Here is a 23,324-nt window from a genome sequence, read left to right as displayed (position 1 = left end):
GAAACAGACGCGACTCGTTATGCTTTATCGGACAATTTTATATCAATGGGCACGCAAGTCTAACGTTTTCCCAAAAAGGCGGTCGCTTCGATTTCCAGTAAAGCGTCGTCTTCGATCAGACCGGCCACGATCAGCATTGACATGGCCGGAAAATGACGGCCAAGCACACGGCGATAGACAGCCCCCACCTCGGGCTGGCGGGCCAGATATTCGGTTTTGTCCAGAATAAACCATGTCAATCGGGTGATATCGGTGATCTGTCCGCCTGCGGTTTCGACAATGGCCACGATATTGCGCAACGCCTGTTCCATCTGGCCGATAAAGTCATGGGTTTCAAAAACCTGATCCTTGGTCCAGCCGATTTGTCCGCCGATATAAAGCGTGCCGTCCGCGGCCAGCATACCGTTTGCATATCCTTTGGCGGGCGCCCAGCCATCCGGTTGGATGATGTCAGCTGTCATTTTGATCTCCGATAATGTGGGGCACAAAGGCCGGGCGCAGGGCATCGGGCCAGCTTTGCGAACGGCCGTTCTGACTGATGTGAACAAGGGTTGATTGCGCAGTAAAGCGGGTTTCATCGCCGCATGTTGCGTGGAATGTCAGGTCGACACTGGACCGCCCCAGGCGCGCAATGCCAAGGGCGATATCAAGGTGATCGCCATGGTGGCTTGGGGCCTGAAACTGCGCGCTGATCTGCGCGGTGGGGATGGCCGCAGTTTTTAGCAATTCCTCAAACGGCCAGTGCAGCGCATCCGCAAAAAAGGCTTCGGTACAGTCATTCATGATCTCAAAATAGCGCGGATAAAAGACGATACCCGCCGGGTCGCAATGTTTGAACAGGATCTTTTGTCTGACCGTGAAAGCCATGTGTCAAACTCCCAGATACTGGTTGGTGATGTCGTCTGTCAGATCGCCCATGGCCCCGGACCACGCGGTTGCGCCGCGTTCAAGGATCATGGCGGTGTCGGCGATTTGCGACAGCTCTTTCAGCGATTTATCCACCACCAGAATGGACAGCCCGGTTTTATGTTTCAGCGTCGCGATTGCGTCCCAGATTTCCTGACGGACCAGCGGGGCCAGACCTTCGGTGGCTTCGTCCAAAATCAGCAGTTTGGGATTGGTCATCAGCGCACGTCCGATGGACAGCATTTGTTGTTCCCCCCCCGACAGCGATGCAGCCCCCTGGGTGCGGCGTTCTTCAAGTCGCGGGAACAGGGCAGACACCTGTGCAAAATCCCAATGGCCGGGGCGGGCGGCGGCGATCAGGTTTTCTTCGACCGTCAGATTGGGAAAACAGCGGCGGCCTTCGGGCACCAGCCCAAGCCCAAGACGCGCGGCTTTATAGGACGGGACTTTTTGCAGATCCTGCCCATGGAATGTGATCTGCCCCCTGCTGACCGGGATCATCTTGCAGATAGTTTTGACCGTGGTCGATTTGCCCATTCCGTTGCGCCCCATCAGGGCCAGAACCTGACCGGCATCAATGCGAAGTGACACATCAAACAGCGCCTGCGTGGCACCGTAAAAGGCCGCGATGTTCGTGACGTTCAAAAGCGTCATGTGTCATCCCCCAGATAGGCGCGACGGACATCCGCGTTGGCGCGAATGTCATCGACTGTGCCCGTGGCAATGATCTGACCGTAAACCAGTACGCTGATGCGGTCGGCCAGTGTAAAGACCGCATCCATGTCGTGTTCCACCAGCAGTATCGGGGCCTGTTCGCGCAAGCTATCCAAAAAGCCAGTTAGCCGTTTTGATCCGCGCGTCCCCAGACCGGCCATGGGTTCATCCATGACAAAAGCTTTGGGGTTCAGGGTCAGGGCCACCGCGACCTCAAGCTGGCGGCGTTGGCCGTGTGACAGTTCAGATGTACGGGTTTTTGCGTGATCCATCAGACCCACGCGGTCCAGTGCCTGTTCGGCTGTTGCGCGCAGGTCGGCTTTGCCAAGAGCCGTGCCGAACACCTGAAACGGGCGGCCTTGCGCGCCAAGTGCGCCAAGAACTGCGTTTTGCAGCACCGTATCTTCCATCGCCAACGCCGAGATCTGGAACGTGCGCGCAAGCCCGCGTTTTGCGCGTGCGGCCGTGCCAAGCGCTGTGATATCCTGACCGTTCAGAAAGATCTGTCCGGCATCGGGTTTCATACCGCCCGCGATCTGTTGGATCAGTGTTGATTTGCCCGCTCCATTGGGACCGATCAGCGCGTGGATTTCACCCGGTCGCAGATCAATACTAATATCTAGGCTGGCCTGTAGTGCGCCAAAGCTTTTGCTGATGCCTTTGGTGGCAAGTACCGCATCAGTCATGGGCATGCCCCCGTCCGGCCAGACTGCCGATCACGCCGCCACGTGCAAACAGCACGATCAGCAACAACAGAACGCCCAGATAAATGTGCCAGTAATCGCTAAGACCGCCAAGGATATGTTCCAGCGCGATGAAAAGCGCGGCCCCCACAAGCGGGCCATAAAGACGACCAATGCCGCCAATGATTATGAAAACCATAATCTCGCCGCTGGTTTGCCAACTGAACATCGTGGGGCTGACAAAGCGGTTCAGATCGGCAAACAGTGCGCCCGCAAGACCCGTGATCATGCCCGAGATGACGAACGCCACCAGCCGCAGGCGATAGGGCGTCATGCCCACGGTTTCGACCCGTTGCGGTGATTGACGTGCGGCGTTCAGGGCCAGACCAAAAGGTGATTTGGCCAGCATCGCGGCAAAGCCCATCGCCAACATCAGGATTACGAATGTGATGGCGAAAAACTGGATTGGGTCCAGTGTATTTAGCCCCGGAAAGCCGTTGCGGACATAGATCGAAAGACCGTCTTCGCCGCCATAGGTGGGCCAACTGATCGCGAAATAATAAAACATTTGACCAAAAGCCAGGGTGATCATGATGAAATACACGCCCGATGTTCGCAAGCTAAGCGCGCCGATCAACAGGGCCGCCAGACCAGATGTTAGAACGGCCACGATCCAGATGATCGGCATGGATTTTGTGCCTTCGATCAGGAACGGCCATTCGGCAATCGGATCAAAGGTCTGGGCGTGGCTGGCCAAAATACCCATGGCATAGCCACCGATCCCGAAGAATGCTGCGTGCCCCAGGCTGACCAGACCACCCTGACCAAGCGCGATGTTCAAGCCAACGCCTGCCAATGCCAAGATCGCCACTTTGGTCGCTAGCGTGATCATAAAAGGTTCATTCGCGAAATACGCCCACAGCGGAAACGCCAACAGAGCAAGCGCAAGACCGGCGTTGATTTTGCGTTCCCGGGTCATGCGCGCGCCCCAAATAAGCCCGATGGTTTCACGATCAGCACGACCGCCATCAGGATATAGATCAACATTGATGCCAGTGCAGATCCGGCGGTTGCAGCCGATGAATTATCCATGAAAAGCGCAAATAGCGCAGGCATGAACAGCCCGCCCAATGTGTCGGTCAACCCCACCAGAATGGACCCGATCAGCGCGCCCTTGATAGACCCGATCCCGCCGATGACGATCACGACAAAGGCCAAGATCAACACAGGTTCGCCCATGCCGACCTGGACTGATTGGATAGCACCCACCAGCGCGCCTGCCAGCCCGGCCAGTGCGGCACCCAAGGCAAAAACGATGGTGTAAAGCTTTGATATATCAACGCCTAAGGCCGCGATCATCTCGCGGTCGCTTTCGCCTGCGCGGATCTGGATACCAAGCCGTGTGCGCGAGATCAGCAGGAAAAGCCCCACTGCAACGGCAAGACCGATGCCAATTAGCGTCAGACGGTACAGCGGATATTGAATGCCGCCGGGCAGGGTGACGGGCCCAGACAGGTAATCGGGAATATTCAGAAAAAGCGGGAAAGATCCGAAAATCCAGCGGGTGCCTTCGGAAAAGATCAAGATCAGTGCGAATGTGGCCAGCACCTGATCCAAGTGATCACGATCATAAAGCCGCCGGATCACCAGAACTTCGACCAATGCGCCAGCAGCGGCGGCAGCGGCCAGCGCGGCCATCAGCGCCAGCACGAACGATCCGGTCAATCCTGCCACTGCAGCTGCAGCAAAGGCCCCGATCATGAACAGAGATCCATGGGCCAGATTGATCAGCCCCATAACCCCGAAGACCAGCGTCAGGCCAGCGGACATCAAGAAAAGCATGACACCGAATTGCAGGCCGTTCAAAACCTGTTCGGCAAAAAGGATGAAGGACATGAATGATTGCCTTTGTGCAGGCCGGGGCGCAGGGTCACCGCGCCCCGGTCGAGTTACTTACATCTGGCAGTCAGCTGCATAGGCATCTACGTGATTTTCCAACGCAACACCGATGATTTTATTGGTATAAACGTCGCCTTCCTTGATGACTTCGCGGACATAGATATTCTGGACCGGGTGGTTGTTATTGCCGAACTCGAAATCACCGCGTGTGCTATGGAAATCGGCCTCTTTCAACGCCGCACGAAAGGCATTGCGATCTGAGATATCAGCCTTGGCCATTGCGCTTAGCAAAAGATTGGCCGTATCGAAACCCTGACTGGCGTAAAGCGATGGCAGTCGTCCGTATTCGGCCTGAAAGGTTTCCACAAAAGCCGCGTTGGTTGGGTTGTCGATATCCTTGTTCCATTGTGACGTATTTTTTACACCTATCGCGGCCTGGCCCACGGCTTGCAAAATGCCTTGATCAAAGCTGAACGCAGGACCGACAACAGGCAGATCAACACCGCTGTCAGCATATTGTTTCAGAAACGAAATTCCCATGCCACCGGGCAAAAAGAAGAATACGCTGTCTGCGCCCGATGCCCGAATTTGTGCAATTTCAGCGGCATAGTCGGTTTGACCTAGCTTGGTAAAAATTTCACCCGCTAGTTCGCCTTGGTATTGGCGTTTGAAACCTGTCAGCGCGTCTTGGCCCGCAGGATAATTGGGTGCAAGGATAAAGGTATTCTGGAATCCTGCAGAATTAGTATAGGCGCCTGCTGCTTCGTGCAGATTGTCGTTTTGCCATGCGACATTGAAATAATTGGGATGACAGCCTCTGCCTGCCAGCGCTGATGGACCCGCATTAGGTGACAGATAGATCTTGTCCTGCGCCACGGCACTTGGAATGACGGCCATCGCCAGATTTGACCAGATAATACCAGTCATAACATCGACTTTTTCAGACTGGATCATCTTATCGGCCAGTTGTACGGCGATATCAGGTTTACGCTGATCGTCTTCGATCACCACTTCGATGTCAGTATTGCCCGATTGCTTGACCGCCAACATAAAACCGTCACGCACATCAATTCCAAGACCCGCACCGCCGCCGGACAACGTTGTGATAATGCCCACTTTTACGGGTTCAGAAAACGCAGCGATTGGCAGCGCCATGAATGAGGCCACAAGGGCCAGTGTCTTCAGTTTCATTGTGTATCTCCCTGTTCGGAAAGTCTTTTTTGCTTAAGGGTTATCAGAACGCTTTGAACGTCAGCGTTGTTAAAGTCCGCTCGATCCCCTCGATATCCAGCAGGTTATCATTAATAAACATGCCCACATCCGCGCCTTCGGGGATGTAGATTTTCAGCAGCAGGTCGAATGCACCGCTGGTTGAATACAACTCGGAATGGATTTCACGCAGGGTGATTGCATTGGCCACGGAATACGTACTGCCGGGCTTACAACGGATCTGAACAAAGACACAGGTCATCGGATTATCCTTTCCATTCGGAACATTCGTTTCGCTGCATTATAGACCCCCATCTTTCTTCAAAAGAAAGCGCTGTATTTTCCCGGTTTGAGTTTTGGGCAAAGCATCACAGAATTCAATACGGCGGGGGTATTTATAAGGCGCAATTGTTGCTTTGACGTGATTTTGCAGCATTTCTGCAATCTGTGGTCCGGGGGTTGCATCGCGCAGGACGACATGCGCCTGTACGATCATGCCCCGTTCTGCGTCCGGTATACCAATGACGGCACATTCGGCGACATGGGCGTGGGACAACAGGGCGGCCTCGACCTCGGGTCCAGCGATATTATAACCTGAGCTGACGATCATATCATCGTTGCGCGCGGCAAAATGCAGATAGCCGTCTGCATCCATGGAAAACGCGTCGCCAGTGATGTTCCAGCCGTTCTGAACATATCCAGCCTGTCGGTCATCGGCCAGATAACGGCAGCCTGTCGGGCCGCGAACAGCTAAGCGTCCGATCTGTCCGCGTGGCAATTCCTGTCCGGTTTCATCGACGATTTTCGCCTGATATCCGTGGACCGGTTTGCCGGTACAGGCGGGCGCGTGATCGTCAAAACGGTTTGAGATAAAGATGTGCAGCATTTCAGTCGCGCCGATGCCGTCCAGCATGGGTTTGCCAGTTTTCGCGATCCAGTCCCGATAGACAGGCGCGGGCAGAGTTTCGCCCGCAGACACGGCGGCACGCAGGCTGGACAGATCTGCGCCATCCGCCATTGCAGCCAGCATCGCGCGATAGGCCGTGGGGGCCGTGAAACTGACGGTCGCTTTGTATTTTTCAATGATTTCAATCATGTTCGGTGGGGATGCCGTTTCCAGCAGTGTCGCCGCCGCTCCGAACCGCAGGGGAAAGATCGCCAATCCACCAAGCCCAAAGGTAAAAGCCAAGGGTGGCGATCCGACAAAGACGTCATCGGGCGTGACACCCAGGACTTGTTTGGCGTAACCATCTGCGATGATCAGCAGGTCGCGGTGAAAATGCATAGTGGCTTTGGGCGACCCGGTGGTGCCCGAGGTAAAGCCCAAAAGCGCCACATCATCACGGCCCGTCGGCACTGCGTCGAATTTCACGGGCTTTTCCAGCGCCATACGATCCAGTTCTGCGTCATGGTTTGATGTGCCGTCAAACCCGACGATGCAACCAAGAATGGCGTTGTATTTGCCGCATTCAGCCATGTTGTCCATCAGCCGGGTGTCGCATAACGCATGGGTGACTTGGGCTTTTTGAACGATCTGGCCCAATTCACCCGCCCGCAACATCGGCATTGTATTGATAACAACCGCACCCGCCTTGGTCGCAGCCAGCCAACAAGCGACCATGGCCGGATTGTTCGCCGACCGGATCAAAACGCGATTGCCCGGTTTCACACCCAAATCATCGACCAGAACATGGGCCAGACGGTTGGTCCAATCCGTCAGCTCTTTATAAGTTCTGCGGCGGCCGTTGCCGATCAGGGCTGTGTGATCGCCAAAGCCTTTGGCGACCATTGCGTCGGTCAATTCAACGGCAGCATTCAGAATATCGGGATAATCAAACCCATCCAGCAGAAAGTCGGGCCATTGATCCGCAGGAGGCAGGTTGTCGCGCGCGAAGCTATCAATATGGGCAGTTGGCCCAAGGGGCGGGTTTCGTATCATATGTGCGTCCCCATTGTTTGCCGCGCGATGATGACCCGCTGTACGTCCGATGCACCCTCGTAGATCCGCAGGGCGCGGATTTCCCGGTAAAGCTTTTCGACAGGTTCGCCGGATCGCACGCCATCACCGCCATGCAATTGCACGGCTTTGTCGATGACGCTTTGCGCCTGATCGGTTGAAAACAGCTTGGCCATCGCGGCTTCGCGCGTGATGCGCGGGGCGCCGTTATCCTTGGCCCAGGCCGCGCGATAGATCAGCAGAGCACTGGCGTCGATATCCACCGCCATATCAGCGATGTGGCCCTGAACCATTTGCAAATCGAACAGGGGCGCGCCCTGTACATGGCGGGTTGTCACGCGGGTCAAGGTTTCATCCAGCGCGCGACGGGCAAAGCCAAGGGCCGCGGCGGCGACTGTTGGGCGAAAGACATCTAAAACCGACATGGCAATCTTGAAACCCGCACCGCTGTCACCGATCATCGCAGATTTCGGAATGCGACAATCAGCAAAGCGCAACGTTGCCAAGGGATGCGGTGCGATTGTGTCAATACGATCCGCAATGGTCAGGCCTGGCGTGTCCGAAGGGACGATGAATGCCGAAAGTCCCTTTGCGCCCGGTGCGTCGCCCGTACGTGCAAAAACGGTGTACACATCTGCAATTCCGCCATTGGAAATCCACGTCTTTTCGCCGTTCAAAACATAACTGTTGCCGTCCGCTGTGGCGGTCATGGTGGAGTTGGCCACATCTGACCCTGATTGGGATTCGGTCAGGGCAAAGGCGGAAATGGCGTGGCCCGCGCGGGTTCGCGGCAACCATTCTGTCTGTTGTTCAGGTTTTCCAAACAGTGATATCGCGCCCGTTCCCAGACCTTGCATTGCAAAGGCGAAATCAGCCAGACCATCATGACGGGCCAACGTTTCGCGGATCAGACACAGGCTGCGCACATCCAGCGTCGTGGGGGTTTCGGGATCAACAGCAGAGTGTGTCAGCCAGCCACCATCCCCCAGCATTGCCACCAGTGACTTGCACGCGGCGTCCGTATCGCTGTGATCGACGTTGATCTTGGCACTCGCCCAAGCATCCAGTGCATCCGCCAAATCGCGATGCCTGTTTTCGAAAAACGGCCAGTCAAGAAAGCTGCGATCTGCCATCAATCCCCCTGAAACACTGGTTTGTCTTTGGCCACAAAGGCATTGTAGGCGCGTTCAAAATCGGCGGTTTGCATGCAGATGGCTTGCGCTTGGGCTTCGGCCTCGATCGCTTGATCGATGGACATTGACCATTCCTGTGCCAGCATCGTTTTGGTCATCATATGGCCGAAATTCGGGCCTGCCGCGATGCGGGTGGCCATGGCCAGTGCTTCGGCGTCCAGATCAGCGGCAACTTTGTTGTAAAATCCCCACGCAGCGCCTTCGTCTGCGCTGAAGGATCGACCAGTATAAAGCAGTTCGGCTGCGCGGCCTTGGCCGATGATACGGGGTAGGATTGCGCAGGCGCCCATATCGCACCCGGCCAGCCCCACGCGGGTGAACAGAAACGCGCATTTTGCATCAGGTGTCGCGATACGCAGGTCGGATGCCATGGCGATAATTGCGCCCGCACCGACACAGACCCCGTCCACTGCTGCGATCACCGGCTTGCCGCAATTCACAATCGCCTTGACCAGATCGCCGGTCATGCGGGTAAAGGCCAAAAGCTCTTTCATGGTCATTTTGGTCAGCGGGCCAATGATGTCATGCACATCCCCGCCTGAGCTGAAATTCCCACCGTTTGAAGCGAAAATCACCACATTCACATCATCTGCATAGACCAGATCACGAAACCAATCGCGCAGCTCGGCATAGCTTTCGAATGTCAGAGGGTTCTTGCGATCAGGCCGGTTCAGCGCAACCGTGGCGATGCCATCTTGAATGGCGCATAGAAACGATTGAACATCAGTGCGCATTGTCATGGGGCTTTTCCTTCCAACGCAGTGACCAATGCGTCCAGATGCCCCGAGACGGTGACGGCTTGATTGGCACTGAATTCAGATAGGATATCGTTGATCCAATCCTCGTGTGCTTTGGCTTGAACGGCGAATTCTTCGTGACCGCGTTTGGTCAGACGAACAAGTGAAGCCCGCCGGTCGCCGGGCACGGGTACGCGTACGACACAGCCATCATCGGCCAGTCGGTCCACGATACCGGTGACATTCCCGTTTGAGACACGCAGCACATCTGATAGCTGGCTCATCTTCAGGCCGTCCTGGTATCGTGACAGGGCGGCCATGACATCAAAGCGGGGTAGGGTAGATTGAAATTCTGCCCGTAGATTTTCGCGCAGCTGAGTTTCGATCATGCGACTGGCTTTCAACATCCGGAGCCAAAGACGCAAGCGATCTTTTGATGCGTTGTCGGGGTGAACGGGTTGCGTAACGCTCATATTTCACCTCCGGACAAACTAAGGGCGTGGCCGTTGACGGATCTGGCTGCATCAGAACACAGCCAAAGTGCTGTGTTTGCGACTTCGGATGGTTGGATAAAACGGTCTTGCGGATTGTCTTTTTTCAAAGATTTCGCAGCATCTTCGGCCGACATGCCGGTTTTTTCGGTGATGTTGGTGATGGACCGGTCCAGCATCGGCGTTTCGATAAAGCCGGGACAGATGGCATTAACAGTAATGCCCGTGCGCGCCAATTCTTTGGCTAATGCGCGGGTCAAGCCCACGACACCGTGCTTGGCTGCGCAGTATCCCGCAACATAGGGATATCCCTTTAGCCCAGCGGTCGAAGCGATGGCGATCATCCGGCCCGTGTTTGCCGCTTTCATATCTGCCAGGGCGGTTTGCCAGACATTGAACACACCCGTCAGGTTTACATCCAACATTGCAGTCAAATCCGCTGCAGTCATTTTTGCAAACGGCACGCTGGTGGCCGCGCCTGCATTCGCGATAACGATTGTAATCGGTCCCTGGATTTTGCGGGCTGCATCGAAAGCGCCACGCACATTGGTCGCATCGGTGACATCGCATATCTGATAAGGTAGATTTTGTGCTTTTAAAGGGCCTTCGGTCCGGCCCATGATCGTGACCTTGGCACCCGCTATGGCAAAGGTTTGCGCCGTTTCCGCACCGACCCCTGTGCCGCCGCCAGTGATCACCACATGTTGGCCCGCGACGGTCATACCTTATCCACCGTTTCCGCCTGACGATCCGCCAATCGCCATGCCTGATCGCGCCCCGCTTCATAGGGCAGGGGCCATGTTTCCAGACGGTCCCCCAGATCGGTTGCGGCATGCAGTGTCCAGTAGGGATCGGCCAGATGGGGCCGTGCCAGACACACCAGATCGGCGCGTCCGGCCATCAGGATCGAATTGACGTGATCAGCTTCATAGATATTACCGACGGCCATGGTTTTGATGCCCGCCTCATTCCGGATACGGTCAGAGAACGGTGTTTGAAACATCCGGCCATAGATAGGCTGCGCATCGGTGGATGTCTGACCCGCCGAGACGTCGATGATATCCACGCCCGCCTTTGCGAACATACGGGCGATCTGAACGGCCTGATCAGGCGTGATGCCGTCTTCGGTCCAGTCACAGGCTGAAATGCGAACGGACATCGGTTTATGATCCGGCCAGACGTCCCGCATGGCTTTGAAAACTTGCAACGGATAGCGCATGCGGTTTTCCAGAGATCCGCCGTATTCATCGTCGCGCGTATTGGAAAGGGGCGAGATAAAAGACGATATCAGATACCCATGTGCTGCATGCAGTTCGATCATGTCAAAGCCCGCGCGGTCGGCCATTTCTGCGGCAGTGACGAAGTCTGACAACACCTGATCCATGTCATCGTGGGTCATTGCCCTGGGCACGGCGTTTTCGTCTGACCATGGAATGGCCGAGGCCGAGATGATCGGCCAATTGTCCGATGGCAAAGGCTTATCCATGCCTTCCCACCCTAGGCGTGTTGATCCCTTGCGCCCCGAATGGCCGATCTGGCAACAGGTCATTGCTTCTGTTTCAGTGTGAATAAACCGGTTCAGACGTGCCCATGCGATTTCGTGTTCTGGGTCATAAAGACCCGGGCAACCGGGGGTGATCCGCCCGTGTGCCGATACGCATGTCATTTCGGTATAGATCAGTCCCGCGCCGCCCTTGGCCCGTTCGCCATAGTGGATCAGATGCCAGTCGGTTGGACAACCGTCCACCGCTTTGTATTGGGCCATTGGGGATACAACAACGCGGTTTTTCAGATGTATATCGCGCAGTTTGAACGGTGCGAACATTGGTGCCCGTACAGGTGCATTGCTGTCAGCACCCGCTTCATCTTGAAACCATTTTTCGGCCGATGACAACCACCCTGCATCCCGTTCCCGCAAGTTTTCATGACTAATCCGCTGCGATCGCGTCAGCAGGGAATAGTTCAGCTGAACGGGATCAAGATGCAGATATCGTTCCACACCTTCGAACCATTCGACGGAATTGCGTGCGGCCGATTGCAGGCGCAGAACCTCAAGCCGGCGGGTGTCTTCGTATTTGGCAAAAGCATCCGCCACCGCTGGGCTTTGGCTAAGATCATCGGCTAACGCAATCGCGCTTTCCAGTGCCAGTTTTGTGCCCGACCCGATGGAAAAATGCGCAGTCGCTGCGGCATCTCCCAAAAGGACCACGTTCCGATGGCTCCATCTTTCGCATAACACACGCGGAAACCTGATCCAGGCGGAGCCGCGGATGTGTTTGGCATTAGTCATCAGGGCATGACCGCCAAGATGGTCTTTGAAAATGTCCTGGCAAATGGCGATGCTGTCGTGCTGGGATAAATCCGCAAACCCAAAGGCATCGTATGTCTGTTGCGAGCATTCGACGATAAAGGTCGCGGTGTCATCATCGAATTGATAGGCATGTGCCCAGACCCAGCCTTTGTCGGTTTCTTCAAAGATAAAAGTGAACGCATCATCAAATTTTTGCCGCGTGCCCAGCCAAACAAACTGGCAAGTGCGCATATCGATATCGGGCTGAAAACGGTCTGCAAATTCCATCCGGGTTTTAGAATTCAGACCATCACACGCAACGACCACGTCGTAGTCATCCATGTAATCCGCAGCGGCGCCCACTTCGGTTTCGAACCGCAGATCAACGCCCAGTTCTTTCGCCCGTTCGTGCAAGATCAACAACAACCGCTTGCGCCCGATTCCGCAAAACCCATGCCCTGTGGACAGCATTTTCTGGCCTTTGTGATGTACTGCGATATCATCCCAATAGGCGAAATGATCCTTGATTGTGGCCGCACTGATAGGATCGTTTTGATGCAGATTTGTCAGTGTTTCATCTGACAGAACAACACCCCACCCAAATGTATCATCTGGGCGATTTCTTTCGAAAACAACCACTTGCGCATTGGGTTGCCGCAACTTCATCGAGATGGCGAAGTAAAGACCGGCGGGTCCGCCGCCAAGACAGGCAATGCGCATCAGATCTCCTTGAGTATCGTTCTGACATGGATCAGACAATCAAAGGCTAGGCCGAGGATATTTTTATTTCAAGTAAAAATATTTTAGACTTCAAGTATAATCTGTGATCAAATTGCTCTGATGGTAATTCAGAGCCCGGCATGGAATAAAACGGGTATCTGGTAAGCGGGGGACATATGACGAAAGATCAGTTTTTGTTGCCAGAGGATGTGACCTATCTTGATGGTAATTCGCTGGGCCCTTTGCCGAAAACAGTGGCTGACCGCGTGATGCGCACCCTTCAGGATGAATGGGGTCAGATGGTGATTGGTGGCTGGAACAGGGCCGGCTGGATGGCGCAGCCCGGTATTTTGGGCGACCGTCTGGGCCGTCTGATCGGCGCGCCAAAACATACCGTCGTGTTGGGCGATACGCTGTCTGTAAAAGTGTATCAGGCGCTGGCATCCGCCCTTGATATGCGGCCGGATCGGCGGATCGTGCTAAGTGATAATGGTAACTTCCCGACCGATCTTTACATGGCGGACGGGCTGATCAAAACGCTGGATCGCGGTCATGAATTAAAAGTTGTTGAGCCTGAAACTGTCGCAGATGCCATTGATGAAACTGTCGCAGTGCTGATGTTGACCCATGTCGATTATCGCACAGGTCGAATGCACGATATGGTCGAACTGACTGCCAAAGCCCATGCTGCGGGTGCCGTTGTGATCTGGGATCTGGCACATTCTGCCGGGGCTGTCCCTGTTGATCTGACCGCGTGTCAGGCCGAATTTGCGATTGGATGTACTTATAAATATCTGAACGGCGGGCCGGGTGCGCCTGCGTTTATCTATGTGCGTCCTGATCTGGCTGATCACATCAATCCCGCATTGGCCGGATGGCTGGGGCATGATGCGCCTTTCGCATTTGAACAGAATTACCGTCCGGCGCAGGGCATCACACGAATGCGGGTTGGAACGCCGCCGGTTATCCAGATGGCCGCGCTTGAGGCATCGATGGACATCTGGGATCAGGTGAATATGTCCGATATCCGTGCGCAATCTATTGCTTTATCAGAGCTTTTTATCCAGCTGGTTGAAGCGTCTTGTCCGCAGCTGACCTTGGCCAGTCCCCGTGATCCCGAAAAGCGCGGCAGTCAAGTATCGTTTCGGTTTGATCACGGATATGCTGCGATGCAGGCGTTGATTGCCGCAGGCGTCACGGGCGATTTTCGTGCGCCTGACATCATGCGCTTTGGGTTTGCGCCGCTTTATAATGACAAAGCGGATGTAAAGCGCGCCGTGGCGATTTTGGCCGATATTCTGGAAAATCGTATATGGGATCAGCCGAAATTCATGGTTAAGGCTGCGGTGACATGACCAGTGGCCCTTATGATCCAACCGATGACGGCGCGCATGTCGGCTTTGATGGGCAGATGTCCTATGGTGATTATCTGGCGCTGGACGGTATTCTGACAGCCCAGCATCCACGCACGGATGTACATGATGAAATGCTGTTTATCATTCAGCATCAAACGTCCGAATTGTGGATGCGCCTTGCTTTGCATGAACTGGGTGCTGCACGTGCAGCGTTGCGAGCTGATCAGTTACATCAATCGTTTAAAATGCTGGCCCGCGTGGCCCGTATTTTTGAACAATTGAACAATGCCTGGGATGTATTGCGCACGATGACGCCCAGTGATTACACGGCCTTTCGCGATGGGCTGGGACAGTCATCAGGGTTTCAATCCTGGCAATACCGGCTGATCGAATTCACTGTGGGCAATCGCAATGCTGCGATGCTTAAACCCCATACGCATCGCGGTGAGATTATTGAAAAACTACAAGCTGAACTGCAAGAACCAAGCCTTTATGACGAAGCTTTGCGTGCCCTGGCGCGACGGGGGTTGCCCTTGTCAGACACAGTTTTGACCCGTGACGTATCGCGCGCCTATACGCCTGATCAGACAGTGATTAACGCTTGGGAAATGATCTATCGCAATCCGTCTGATCACTGGGATCTGTATGAGTTGGCTGAAAAACTTGTTGATTTCGAAGACTATTTCCGGCGTTGGCGGTTTAACCATGTCACAACGGTGGAACGTGTTATCGGTTTTAAACGCGGCACAGGGGGCACGGGCGGCGTTGATTACTTGAAACGCATGCTAGCGGTTGAGCTTTTCCCTGAACTTTGGCGCGTGCGCACCGTTCTTTAAGGATATACGTGATGAATTTTGATCAGATTACCGATTGGGACGCGGCTTATGAAAACCGGACCAATATTCCGAATGGTGATGGCTTCATCGCAACATGGGAACAGGCGGCGGCTGATTTCCGGGCCAGTCATAAGGGCGAGTTGGATATCAGCTATGGCGCGACAGATCGGTCGGTGTACGATCTGTTTTTGCCAAAAGGCGATCCCAAAGGGCTGTTCGCCTTTGTACATGGCGGGTATTGGGTGGCCTTTGATAAATCCATCTGGTCGCATTTTGCAGCAGGACCGCTTGCGGCGGGATGGGCTGTGGCGATGCCGTCCTATGATCTGTGTCCTAATGTCACCATCCCGCGAATTGAACAGAGTGTTGGACAGGCGATTACCCATGCCGCAAGCCGTATTGACGGGCCGATTGTTTTGTCCGGGCATTCCGCGGGCGGGCATCTGGTGTCGCGCATGATGTGCGCAGATACGCCCCTGGCAGGTGATGTTGCCGACAGGTTGCGCCATGTCATGTCGATTTCGGGTGTGCATGATCTGCGGCCGATGCTGCGGACCAGTCGTAACAGTGATCTGCGGTTGACCGAAGCCACCGCACATTCCAGTAGCCCCGCTTTAGGAATGCCGCTGCCGCATGTCCGACTGACCGCTTGGGTTGGCGGTACCGAGCGACAAGAGTTTTTGCGTCAAAACGCATTGCTGGCTAATATTTGGCGGGGTTTAGGGATCAAAACGACCGAGGTGACTGAGCCTGATAGACATCATTTCAATGTTATTGACGGGCTGATGGATGTGAATTCCGACATGTGTCGTATTGCCTTGGCGGATACCTGAATTTTACTAGCCGCACAGAATGCTTGTGCGACTCAAAATTCCGTGTCTAAGTCATCATATTGACATACTTTTTGCTGGGGATGCCGCCCATGTTTTCAGCCGCTCCGTCCGTACGAATTCGTCCTTCTCCGTTTTATCAAGCCACCCAGGCCGATGGTCTGGTGTCTGCTACGATTTACAATCAGATGGTTCTGCCAACCGGTTATGGCGATCCTGAAGCTGAATACTGGCGGCTGATCAAGGGCGTCGCGCAATGGGACGTCGGCGCGGAACGTCAGGTTCAGTTCAAGGGGCCCGATGCCGCCAGACTTGCGCAAATACTGTCACCGCGTGATTTTTCGAACTGTAAGGTGGGGCAGGGCAAATATGCGCCCCTGTGCAGTCATAACGGCGTACTGATCAATGATCCGATTCTTCTTAAGCTGGCGGATGATCTTTATTGGTTATCTATCGCTGACTCGGATATTTGGCTTTGGTCTCATGCGATTGCCGCAGAGCGTGGTCTGGATGTCGAAATTACCGAACCTGATGTGTCACCGATGGCTTTGCAGGGGCCAAAAGCCGAAGATGTCGTCGCCCACGTGATGGGTGACTGGGTGCGCGACATTAAGTATTTCTGGTTTCTTGAAGCCGTGATTGAGGGTATTCCAATCGCTGTGCAAAGATCGGGTTGGTCCAAGCAGGGTGGTTTTGAGATTTATCTGCGCGATGGCAGCAAGGGCACACAGCTGTGGAATATTTTCAAAGAAGCCGGGCAAAAATGGGATATCGGCCCGGGCACGCCAAATCCGTCGGAACGCACAGAAAGTGGGCTGTTGTCCGTACGTGCTGATACAGATGAGACGACAAACCCGTTTGAATTGGGATTGGGCAAGTACATAAATTTGGATGTGCAGGATGATGTTATCGGCATCCAAGCCCTGCGCCAGATCAGCGAGGAAGGTCAAAAGCGGCACCAACTGGGTATCATCCTTGAGGGCGATACGCCTGAGCCAATGGGTGCGATCTGGGAAGAGCTGCGGCAAAGGGATCGCGCTGTTGGTCAGATGACCAATTGTGTTTGGTCGTACCGATTGAAGAAAAACATTGGTTATGCTTTGGTTTCGGTTGATGTTGCATCAGGGGACGATGTGACTGCGATACGCAGTGATGGGCAGGTAAGCGGCAAGTTGGTCGATATGCCGTTTGTTTAGTCATCGTCCGGAATGACGATCAAAAAGGGGGGGATCGCTGATGCAAAAACATTACGAGGCGCTTGGAAAGGCTGCCGCAAATTATGTACCGTTGTCGCCGATTTCATTCCTGAAACGGGCGGAAACAGTGTATGGCGACCGCACGGCTTTTATATATGGCGAAATCCACCGTACCTGGGCGCAGGTCGCTGGCAGGTGTCGCAGATTTGCCGATGCGTTGAAACAGCACGGCATTGCTGCGGGCGATACCGTGTCGGTGATCGTGCCAAACATCCCTGAAATGTTCGAATTGCATTTTTCAGTTCCGGTATCGGGTGCTGTGCTGAACACGATCAATACGCGCCTTGAGGCCGAAACGGTCGCTTATATTCTGGATCATGCGGACACAAAGCTGATCATTGCGGACACGGTTTTTTCTGACCTGCTGCGAAACGCTTTTGATATTTTGGGGCGCGATATAGAGGTGATTGAAATTGTCGATGACCAAGCAGACACGCCGCCCGGATCAGACAGAACGGATTATGAAAGTTTTCTGCTGACCGGCGATGCAGATGCAACGTGGCACCTGCCAGATGATGAATGGCAAGCCATTTCGCTGAATTATACATCTGGCACATCAGGGCGGCCCAAAGGCGTGGTTTATCATCACCGTGGCGGGTATCTGATGGCGCTTGGCACTGTTGTGACATGGCCCATGACGGAACACACCGTTTATCTGTCCATTGTGCCGATGTTTCATTGTAATGGCTGGAACCACCCTTGGGCATTGGCCAGTATCGGCGCTAAAATCATTTATACGCGTGATCCCGTACCGGAACGGATTTGGGACGCCATTCAACACCATAAGGTCACCCACTTCGGCGGGGCGCCGATTGTGTTGCAAATGCTGATCGAAAGCGCAAAGGACGCAGAAGAACCCGTGTCGCCGCCGATCAAGGTTTTTACAGCCGGCGCACCGCCACCGCCCGCGATCTTGCAGAAATCGCAGGCTATGGGGCTGGATGTCATGCAGGTTTACGGCCTGACAGAAACCTTTGGCCACATTACTGAATGTCTGTGGCGCGATGAATGGGCTGATCTTTCTGCAGATGAACAGGCGCAGATGCAATCGATGCAAGGCGTGGGCTTTCCAATTCTGGAACAGGTTCGTGTGGCTGATAAATCGACAGGTCAGGATGTTCCGCGTGATGGCGTGACCCAGGGCGAAATCGCTGTGCGAGGAAATCCGATCATGAAGGGGTATTACAAAGACGCCGCAGCGACGGACGACGCTTTTAAGGATGGTTGGTTCTGGACGGGGGATGCGGCTGTAATGCATGACAATACCTATGTTCAGATCCGCGACAGGCTGAAGGATGTGATTATTTCAGGCGGCGAAAATATATCGTCGATTGAAGTTGAAGGGGTCCTGTATCGTCACGCCGCTGTTCAGGCCGCCGCTATCGTTGCCATCCCGCATGATCGTTGGGGCGAAGTGCCCTGTGCCTTTATTGAACTGCGCGAGGGGCATGACGCGACAGAGGCCGAAATTATCAACTTTTGCAAAAAGCATTTGGCTGGATTTAAAACACCCAAAAAAGTTGTCTTTGGTGATATTCCCAAGACATCAACTGGCAAAATTCAGAAATACGTTTTGCGCGATCGCGCGAGTAAAGTATAAAAATTCTCTTTTTACGAGAATAAAATTGGTTCTGAAACGTCTTTCCTATGAGAGAGCCGGTTGATCTTACATCAAACGAAGTCTCGGATGGCGCCGCTTTAACTGTCGGCGGCGAGGGAACGCCTTGAGAGGCAGGTGCATCCGAGAAGCCTCCAAGCTCTCCTTGTTGTCCGCTCACGGGCCAACTCCCCCTCTGGTATATTATCAGAGGGGGCCTTTGGATAAGTAGTAAAAGGACAGAACTTTGAGCGCTGATGCCACGTCAGAATTAAAACTGTGGTTATGGCTCAAGTTCAAAAACGCGCGTTTCACCGGGTTCAATCGTGACGGTATCCAGTTCAACGTTCTTCTGGACCAGAGTATAAACGCCCGGGGCAATTTGTATGGGACTATTACCCCTAATCGTACCGATGCGTTTGCCATCTTGCTGTAACTGTAATCCCCCCGAAATGGCGCGCGTTGTGCGTACCGTTGCAAGACCATAGTCTGATGGCGAAATTGTATAGATCCCATTTTCTTCGACAACAAATGGGGGTGATGTGAAGTGGTTGAATTTGAACTGATAGGTGCCCGCCGGGATTAACTTTGGAGATGTCCCACCGAGATACGTCAGACTTTCACCCGTTGCGGTATCAATGATATATACGTTTTTAAGTTGCGTGCCATCCATGGCGATCTGTGCCACACCATAATCTGACGGTGAGATTGTATAGTTGCCATTTCCTTCGACAATAAACGGGGGCGATGTGAAGGTGGCGAATTTGAACCGATAGGTACCAGGTGGGATCTTTTTTGGCGATGTTCCACTCAGAAACGTTACCCTTTCAGCGGTTGCATCATCGATGATGTAGACATTTGTAAACTGTGTGCCATCCATTGCGATCTGGGCAAGCGCGAAATCTGAAGGGGAAATAATATAGGTCTGGTTGGCCTCAATCAGAAATGGAGGTGACGTAAAATTAGCAAATTCAAACCGATATGATCCGGATGGAAATTGCTGGGGTATCGTTCCTGAAAGATATGTCAATTCTTCATTGGTCGCATTATCAAAAACACGAACGTTTTGGATCTGAGTGCCATCAAGTTGCACAATCGAAAGACCAAATTGTGCGGCAGAAATAACATATTCTTCGTCTTTTTCTATGATGATTGCAGGCGACAGAAAGTTATCAAATTCAAACTGATAAGATCCTGGTGGGATTTGCTCGGCCGCTGTTCCGGCCAATCGTAACAACGTTTCACCTGATACAATAGCAACGACATTCACACCGCCGATGACATCTTCGGCAAGACGTACATTCGGATCAATTGTGACGGTTTCCTGTATGACCTGTTCTGGCGCAGGCTCAACAATGCTTGTGCGAACATCGGCCAGCGCGCCACTTAGCGCATCTGCAGAACTTGCCTGATAGTATTCGCCGCCGCCTGCCTTGGCGATACAGCTAAGTTGTTCTTCGGCCTCGGCATCAACATCAAACCCGACCACATGGATGGTTACGTCAATCCCTTGTTCGCGCAATAACGCGGCCGTTGCGCAGGGATCACCTTCGCAGCTTTCAATACCATCTGATACCAAAACGATCGAAACGGCGTTTTCGGTTTCGCGAAGGGCTTCGCCAGCACGTATCAGGCTGCCTGCAATTGGCGTTTTGCCCAAAGGGTTTACATCGGCCAGCGCAGACAGCAAATCTGTGCGTGCCGTGGTGCCGGGAACTGCGATTAATTCGATATCATCGCAAGACCCGCGTGTTCGGTGACCGTATGTGATCAATCCGGTATGAATCTCTTCGGGTAGTTCTTCGATTAGACCAGCCATGACATTTTTGGCTACTACAATTTTTTCGACGTCATTGACGCGACCCCACATCGACCCCGATCCATCCAGAATAAACAGGATATCGTTGTCAGTATCTGTAGTTTCCTGGGCAGAGACGGCAGAGATGAAAAGAGTCAAGAAAATCCAAAAGAACAATGTAAGGCGCATGAAAATCTCCTAAAAACATAAATTCCTTGCCTTAAGGCTAGTGGATCAAAGTGTGCTCTACAAGATGATTGCTGAACGGTGTGCGGGGGTCTTTATAAAACACGGATAGATCTGCATGTTGTTCGGGACAGGTGACAAAATGACGAATGGGTTTGAGTAGGTGATTTATACACCCAAATCAAATCACCACACCTTCAAATACGGTCTGCAGTCACATGTCATCGTATATCAATGAATTTCAGGGATGATATTTTAATGTTTTGGTAGGCCCGGCAGGACTTGAACCTGCGACCAATCCGTTATGAGCGGACTGCTCTAACCAGCTGAGCTACAGGCCCCCGTAAACTGCTGCCTAACAGACATTGCGGACAGGTCAAGATGCAAGTTGCTTTGTGGCTTCGGATTGGGCAATACGCGCGGGTGATAAACGCAATGGGGTGCGTATGGATCATCTGTTTGGACTTGTTTTACGCTATCTGTTGGTTTTCACCATGACGGCCGCATCCGCCTGGTTTGTCTTGCAGGGTCGTTCTGCGGGGGACATTTTACACATGGGAGCGCTTGTCATGGCGGCGACCGCCGCTTTACCTGGGGTTTATACAGGCGGTTATTTTGCGCGACGTGCAGGATGCGTACCAAAGCGGCTTGAAGCGTTTTGGGTCTGTTTCATAATGGTATCTGTCAGCTTATTCCTGTTGTTTCCGGTCTTATTGTCTGTGGGCGCTCTGGACGTTTTGGCGATGCCAAGTGCCGGAGGCCTGCTGATGATGGGGGCTGTTCTTTTGTGTGCCTATGTGGGTCTGACCTGGATGTTTTTCCGCATGGGTGCATGGGGATATTTAAAACTAATCCGCAAATAGCTGCGTGGACAAGCGCGGTGCTGCCTGCTAGCACATCGATAAATCATTATCATCATAGGGAACACGGGATGAAGCCTGGCAAAAACGGTTTAAGCTATGCAGATGCTGGTGTTGATATAGACGCAGGCAATGCCTTGGTCGAGCGGATTAAACCGGCCGCCAAGCGGACACAGCGACCTGGTGTGATGTCTGGGCTTGGCGGTTTTGGCGCTTTGTTTGATCTGAAAGCGGCGGGATACGATGACCCGGTTCTGGTGGCTGCGACCGACGGGGTAGGCACCAAGCTGAAGATCGCCATTGAAACGGGCATGGTTGACAGCATTGGAATTGATCTGGTTGCCATGTGCGTGAATGACTTGATCTGTCAAGGCGCAGAACCTTTGTTCTTTCTGGATTATTTTGCCACTGGCAAGTTGAATCAAGATCAAGCCGCTCGGATTATTGAAAGCATTGCCGAAGGGTGTCTGCATTCAGGTTGCGCACTGATTGGTGGGGAAACCGCTGAAATGCCGGGCATGTATGCGGCTGGCGATTTTGATCTTGCCGGTTTTGCCGTAGGCGCGATTGAGCGCGGCGCAGATTTGCCGGGTGTTGTCAGTGAGGGCGATGTGCTGCTTGGCTTGGCCTCGGACGGGGTACATTCGAATGGTTATTCGCTGGTGCGCAAGATTGTCGAAGTATCGGGCCTTGGTTGGCATGATCCGGCCCCATTTGATCACATGACCCTGGGTGCGTCGCTGCTGACACCGACACGGCTTTACGTAAAATCCACACTGGCGGCAGTTAAGGCGGGTGGTGTGAATGCCATGGCCCATATCACGGGCGGTGGTTTGACGGAAAACCTGCCGCGTGTTTTGCCCGATGGGCTGGGTGCAACGATTGATCTGTCAAGCTGGGAACTGCCTTCGGTTTTCAAATGGCTGGCTGACACGGGTGGCCTGGATCAGGCGGAGTTGCTGAAAACCTTTAACGCAGGGATTGGCATGGTGCTGGTGGTGGATGAACACCGCATGCACGGTCTTTTGCAGCAGCTACAGGATGCGGGCGAAACGGTCAGTGTGATTGGTCGGGTTGAAACCGGTGAGGGCGTAAAAACGACAGGTCGTCTGATTTGAAGCGTGTTGCCATTCTGATCTCAGGCGGGGGGTCGAATATGGTCAAGCTGGCTGAAAGCATGACTGGCGACCATCCGGCACGACCGGTTCTTGTATTGTCAAACGATCCAAAAGCAGGTGGTCTGGACAAAGCCCGCACGATGGGAATCCCAGCCCAGGCAGTGGATCACCGGCGGTTTGAGGATCGCCCAGGCTTTGAGACAGCCCTAAAAGATCAGCTGATCGCAGCGTCGCCTGACATTATATGTCTGGCAGGCTTCATGCGGGTGCTAACGCCGGGTTTCGTAAAGCACTGGCAGGGGCGGATGCTGAATATTCATCCGTCGCTATTGCCAAAGTATCGTGGTCTGCACACCCACAAGCGCGCGATTGAATCGGGTGATGCCGAACACGGCTGCACTGTGCATGAAGTAACGGCTGAACTGGACGACGGCCCTGTTTTGGGGCAGGCGCGGGTGCCGATTATGGCGAAAGACACGGTGCAAACTTTGACAGCCCGCGTTCTGGTGCAGGAACATATTCTATACCCCACCGTTCTGCGCCGTTTTGCGGCAGGGGACCGCACACCGGTTTTTCTATCATAGGCGGCAATGTCTAAAGAATTTTCACTAGGCTTTTCTTTTCTGCCGCATTTCATTAATAATTTTGCGGCAAGGGTTGCGCCCAAAACAAATAAAGAACGGCCCCAT

23 protein-coding genes and 1 tRNA gene are annotated in these 23,324 nt (G+C 53.7%); 8 read left to right on the top strand and 16 right to left on the bottom strand.

What is annotated here, in order from left to right; genetic code table 11:
- Nucleotides 1-59: 59 nt before the first annotated feature.
- Genes HRQ87_RS15945 through HRQ87_RS15880 form a run of 14 tightly spaced genes read right to left on the bottom strand, consistent with a single transcriptional unit; the run spans nt 60 to nt 12,799 of the window.
- Nucleotides 60-461 (bottom strand): RidA family protein, encoded by a 402-nt coding sequence (locus HRQ87_RS15945; RefSeq protein ID WP_174139438.1) that lies wholly within the window; start codon nt 459-461, stop codon nt 60-62.
- Nucleotides 451-867: an acyl-CoA thioesterase gene (locus tag HRQ87_RS15940; RefSeq protein WP_174139437.1), complete on the bottom strand. Its 417-nt coding sequence runs from the start codon at nt 865-867 to the stop codon at nt 451-453. The genes HRQ87_RS15945 and HRQ87_RS15940 overlap by 11 nt, the downstream gene beginning before the upstream one ends.
- Nucleotides 868-870: 3 nt before the next feature.
- A complete protein-coding gene (locus HRQ87_RS15935) occupies nt 871-1,560 on the bottom strand; it encodes an ABC transporter ATP-binding protein (protein ID WP_174139436.1) in 690 nt (229 codons plus the stop codon).
- Nucleotides 1,557-2,306: an ABC transporter ATP-binding protein gene (locus HRQ87_RS15930; protein ID WP_174139435.1), complete on the bottom strand. Its 750-nt coding sequence runs from the start codon at nt 2,304-2,306 to the stop codon at nt 1,557-1,559. Before HRQ87_RS15930 ends, HRQ87_RS15935 begins: the two co-directional genes overlap by 4 nt.
- Complete coding sequence (locus HRQ87_RS15925) at nt 2,299-3,282, bottom strand: branched-chain amino acid ABC transporter permease (protein ID WP_174139434.1); 984 nt, start codon at nt 3,280-3,282, stop codon at nt 2,299-2,301. Before HRQ87_RS15925 ends, HRQ87_RS15930 begins: the two co-directional genes overlap by 8 nt.
- Nucleotides 3,279-4,199 (bottom strand): branched-chain amino acid ABC transporter permease, encoded by a 921-nt coding sequence (locus HRQ87_RS15920; protein WP_174139433.1) that lies wholly within the window; start codon nt 4,197-4,199, stop codon nt 3,279-3,281. The genes HRQ87_RS15925 and HRQ87_RS15920 overlap by 4 nt, the downstream gene beginning before the upstream one ends.
- A 57-nt stretch (nt 4,200-4,256) precedes the next feature.
- Entirely contained in the window at nt 4,257-5,393 is a 1,137-nt protein-coding gene (locus HRQ87_RS15915; RefSeq protein ID WP_174139432.1) for an ABC transporter substrate-binding protein, read from the bottom strand.
- 43 nt (nt 5,394-5,436) lie between these two features.
- On the bottom strand, nt 5,437-5,673 hold the full coding sequence (locus tag HRQ87_RS15910) for an Lrp/AsnC ligand binding domain-containing protein (protein ID WP_174139431.1): 237 nt from the start codon (nt 5,671-5,673) through the stop codon (nt 5,437-5,439).
- Between the two features lie 39 nt (nt 5,674-5,712).
- Entirely contained in the window at nt 5,713-7,350 is a 1,638-nt protein-coding gene (locus tag HRQ87_RS15905; RefSeq protein ID WP_174139430.1) for an AMP-binding protein, read from the bottom strand.
- The gene (locus tag HRQ87_RS15900; RefSeq protein ID WP_174139429.1) at nt 7,347-8,501 is read right to left on the bottom strand and encodes an acyl-CoA dehydrogenase family protein; all 1,155 of its coding nucleotides are present in this window, start codon (nt 8,499-8,501) and stop codon (nt 7,347-7,349) included. The genes HRQ87_RS15905 and HRQ87_RS15900 overlap by 4 nt, the downstream gene beginning before the upstream one ends.
- A complete protein-coding gene (locus tag HRQ87_RS15895) occupies nt 8,501-9,295 on the bottom strand; it encodes an enoyl-CoA hydratase family protein (RefSeq protein ID WP_425501592.1) in 795 nt (264 codons plus the stop codon). Before HRQ87_RS15895 ends, HRQ87_RS15900 begins: the two co-directional genes overlap by 1 nt.
- A 2-nt stretch (nt 9,296-9,297) precedes the next feature.
- Entirely contained in the window at nt 9,298-9,771 is a 474-nt protein-coding gene (locus HRQ87_RS15890) for a MarR family winged helix-turn-helix transcriptional regulator (RefSeq protein ID WP_174139427.1), read from the bottom strand.
- Nucleotides 9,768-10,511: an SDR family NAD(P)-dependent oxidoreductase gene (locus tag HRQ87_RS15885; RefSeq protein WP_174139426.1), complete on the bottom strand. Its 744-nt coding sequence runs from the start codon at nt 10,509-10,511 to the stop codon at nt 9,768-9,770. The genes HRQ87_RS15890 and HRQ87_RS15885 overlap by 4 nt, the downstream gene beginning before the upstream one ends.
- On the bottom strand, nt 10,508-12,799 hold the full coding sequence (locus tag HRQ87_RS15880) for a bifunctional salicylyl-CoA 5-hydroxylase/oxidoreductase (protein ID WP_174139425.1): 2,292 nt from the start codon (nt 12,797-12,799) through the stop codon (nt 10,508-10,510). Before HRQ87_RS15880 ends, HRQ87_RS15885 begins: the two co-directional genes overlap by 4 nt.
- A gap of 176 nt (nt 12,800-12,975) precedes the next feature.
- Between HRQ87_RS15880 and kynU the strand changes: the two genes are divergently transcribed.
- The 5 genes from kynU to HRQ87_RS15855 all read left to right on the top strand — a co-directional run bounded on the left by kynU (nt 12,976) and on the right by HRQ87_RS15855 (nt 18,676).
- Nucleotides 12,976-14,154: a kynureninase gene (kynU, locus tag HRQ87_RS15875; protein WP_174139424.1), complete on the top strand. Its 1,179-nt coding sequence runs from the start codon at nt 12,976-12,978 to the stop codon at nt 14,152-14,154.
- Nucleotides 14,151-14,990, top strand: a complete 840-nt coding sequence (kynA, locus tag HRQ87_RS15870) for a tryptophan 2,3-dioxygenase (RefSeq protein WP_174139423.1) — start codon at nt 14,151-14,153, stop codon at nt 14,988-14,990. The genes kynU and kynA overlap by 4 nt, the downstream gene beginning before the upstream one ends.
- Nucleotides 14,991-15,001: 11 nt before the next feature.
- Nucleotides 15,002-15,823, top strand: a complete 822-nt coding sequence (locus HRQ87_RS15865; RefSeq protein ID WP_174139422.1) for an alpha/beta hydrolase — start codon at nt 15,002-15,004, stop codon at nt 15,821-15,823.
- Nucleotides 15,824-15,912: 89 nt separating this feature from the next.
- Nucleotides 15,913-17,016, top strand: a complete 1,104-nt coding sequence (locus HRQ87_RS15860; RefSeq protein WP_174139421.1) for a glycine cleavage T C-terminal barrel domain-containing protein — start codon at nt 15,913-15,915, stop codon at nt 17,014-17,016.
- Between the two features lie 40 nt (nt 17,017-17,056).
- Nucleotides 17,057-18,676 carry an AMP-binding protein gene (locus tag HRQ87_RS15855; RefSeq protein ID WP_174139420.1) on the top strand — a complete coding sequence of 540 codons (1,620 nt, stop codon included), beginning with the start codon at nt 17,057-17,059 and terminating at the stop codon, nt 18,674-18,676.
- Between the two features lie 280 nt (nt 18,677-18,956).
- On the opposite strand, the gene HRQ87_RS15850 is transcribed toward HRQ87_RS15855, so the two are convergent.
- Nucleotides 18,957-20,660 carry a VWA domain-containing protein gene (locus HRQ87_RS15850; RefSeq protein WP_174139419.1) on the bottom strand — a complete coding sequence of 568 codons (1,704 nt, stop codon included), beginning with the start codon at nt 20,658-20,660 and terminating at the stop codon, nt 18,957-18,959.
- 261 nt (nt 20,661-20,921) lie between these two features.
- Nucleotides 20,922-20,998, bottom strand: a tRNA-Ile gene (locus HRQ87_RS15845).
- 105 nt (nt 20,999-21,103) lie between these two features.
- On the opposite strand from HRQ87_RS15845, the gene HRQ87_RS15840 reads away from it, so the two are divergent.
- From HRQ87_RS15840 to purN, 3 genes are all read left to right on the top strand, one after another.
- Nucleotides 21,104-21,520: an ABZJ_00895 family protein gene (locus HRQ87_RS15840; RefSeq protein WP_174139418.1), complete on the top strand. Its 417-nt coding sequence runs from the start codon at nt 21,104-21,106 to the stop codon at nt 21,518-21,520.
- Nucleotides 21,521-21,588: 68 nt separating this feature from the next.
- Nucleotides 21,589-22,635, top strand: a complete 1,047-nt coding sequence (gene purM / locus HRQ87_RS15835; RefSeq protein WP_174139417.1) for a phosphoribosylformylglycinamidine cyclo-ligase — start codon at nt 21,589-21,591, stop codon at nt 22,633-22,635.
- The gene (gene purN / locus HRQ87_RS15830) at nt 22,632-23,219 is read left to right on the top strand and encodes a phosphoribosylglycinamide formyltransferase (protein WP_174139416.1); all 588 of its coding nucleotides are present in this window, start codon (nt 22,632-22,634) and stop codon (nt 23,217-23,219) included. The genes purM and purN overlap by 4 nt, the downstream gene beginning before the upstream one ends.
- Nucleotides 23,220-23,324 lie beyond the last annotated feature (105 nt).

The organism is Parasulfitobacter algicola (assembly GCF_013315265.1).
In the GTDB taxonomy this organism is placed as follows: domain Bacteria; phylum Pseudomonadota; class Alphaproteobacteria; order Rhodobacterales; family Rhodobacteraceae; genus Parasulfitobacter; species Parasulfitobacter algicola.
Note: the sequence above shows the minus strand (reverse complement) of the source record. Positions and strands in the feature narration are given on the sequence as shown.

Excerpts from the sequence above, each read along its gene's own strand:
- HRQ87_RS15945 (WP_174139438.1), bottom strand. The coding sequence starts at position 461 with ATGACAGCTGACATCATCCAACCGGATGGCTGGGCGCCCGCCAAAGGA.
- HRQ87_RS15940 (WP_174139437.1), bottom strand. The coding sequence starts at position 867 with ATGGCTTTCACGGTCAGACAAAAGATCCTGTTCAAACATTGCGACCCG.
- HRQ87_RS15935 (WP_174139436.1), bottom strand. The coding sequence starts at position 1,560 with ATGACGCTTTTGAACGTCACGAACATCGCGGCCTTTTACGGTGCCACG.
- HRQ87_RS15930 (WP_174139435.1), bottom strand. The coding sequence starts at position 2,306 with ATGACTGATGCGGTACTTGCCACCAAAGGCATCAGCAAAAGCTTTGGC.
- HRQ87_RS15925 (WP_174139434.1), bottom strand. The coding sequence starts at position 3,282 with ATGACCCGGGAACGCAAAATCAACGCCGGTCTTGCGCTTGCTCTGTTG.
- HRQ87_RS15920 (WP_174139433.1), bottom strand. The coding sequence starts at position 4,199 with ATGTCCTTCATCCTTTTTGCCGAACAGGTTTTGAACGGCCTGCAATTC.
- HRQ87_RS15915 (WP_174139432.1), bottom strand. The coding sequence starts at position 5,393 with ATGAAACTGAAGACACTGGCCCTTGTGGCCTCATTCATGGCGCTGCCA.
- HRQ87_RS15910 (WP_174139431.1), bottom strand. The coding sequence starts at position 5,673 with ATGACCTGTGTCTTTGTTCAGATCCGTTGTAAGCCCGGCAGTACGTAT.
- HRQ87_RS15905 (WP_174139430.1), bottom strand. The coding sequence starts at position 7,350 with ATGATACGAAACCCGCCCCTTGGGCCAACTGCCCATATTGATAGCTTC.
- HRQ87_RS15900 (WP_174139429.1), bottom strand. The coding sequence starts at position 8,501 with ATGGCAGATCGCAGCTTTCTTGACTGGCCGTTTTTCGAAAACAGGCAT.
- HRQ87_RS15895 (WP_425501592.1), bottom strand. The coding sequence starts at position 9,295 with ATGCGCACTGATGTTCAATCGTTTCTATGCGCCATTCAAGATGGCATC.
- HRQ87_RS15890 (WP_174139427.1), bottom strand. The coding sequence starts at position 9,771 with ATGAGCGTTACGCAACCCGTTCACCCCGACAACGCATCAAAAGATCGC.
- HRQ87_RS15885 (WP_174139426.1), bottom strand. The coding sequence starts at position 10,511 with ATGACCGTCGCGGGCCAACATGTGGTGATCACTGGCGGCGGCACAGGG.
- HRQ87_RS15880 (WP_174139425.1), bottom strand. The coding sequence starts at position 12,799 with ATGCGCATTGCCTGTCTTGGCGGCGGACCCGCCGGTCTTTACTTCGCC.
- kynU (WP_174139424.1), top strand. The coding sequence starts at position 12,976 with ATGACGAAAGATCAGTTTTTGTTGCCAGAGGATGTGACCTATCTTGAT.
- kynA (WP_174139423.1), top strand. The coding sequence starts at position 14,151 with ATGACCAGTGGCCCTTATGATCCAACCGATGACGGCGCGCATGTCGGC.
- HRQ87_RS15865 (WP_174139422.1), top strand. The coding sequence starts at position 15,002 with ATGAATTTTGATCAGATTACCGATTGGGACGCGGCTTATGAAAACCGG.
- HRQ87_RS15860 (WP_174139421.1), top strand. The coding sequence starts at position 15,913 with ATGTTTTCAGCCGCTCCGTCCGTACGAATTCGTCCTTCTCCGTTTTAT.
- HRQ87_RS15855 (WP_174139420.1), top strand. The coding sequence starts at position 17,057 with ATGCAAAAACATTACGAGGCGCTTGGAAAGGCTGCCGCAAATTATGTA.
- HRQ87_RS15850 (WP_174139419.1), bottom strand. The coding sequence starts at position 20,660 with ATGCGCCTTACATTGTTCTTTTGGATTTTCTTGACTCTTTTCATCTCT.
- HRQ87_RS15840 (WP_174139418.1), top strand. The coding sequence starts at position 21,104 with ATGGATCATCTGTTTGGACTTGTTTTACGCTATCTGTTGGTTTTCACC.
- purM (WP_174139417.1), top strand. The coding sequence starts at position 21,589 with ATGAAGCCTGGCAAAAACGGTTTAAGCTATGCAGATGCTGGTGTTGAT.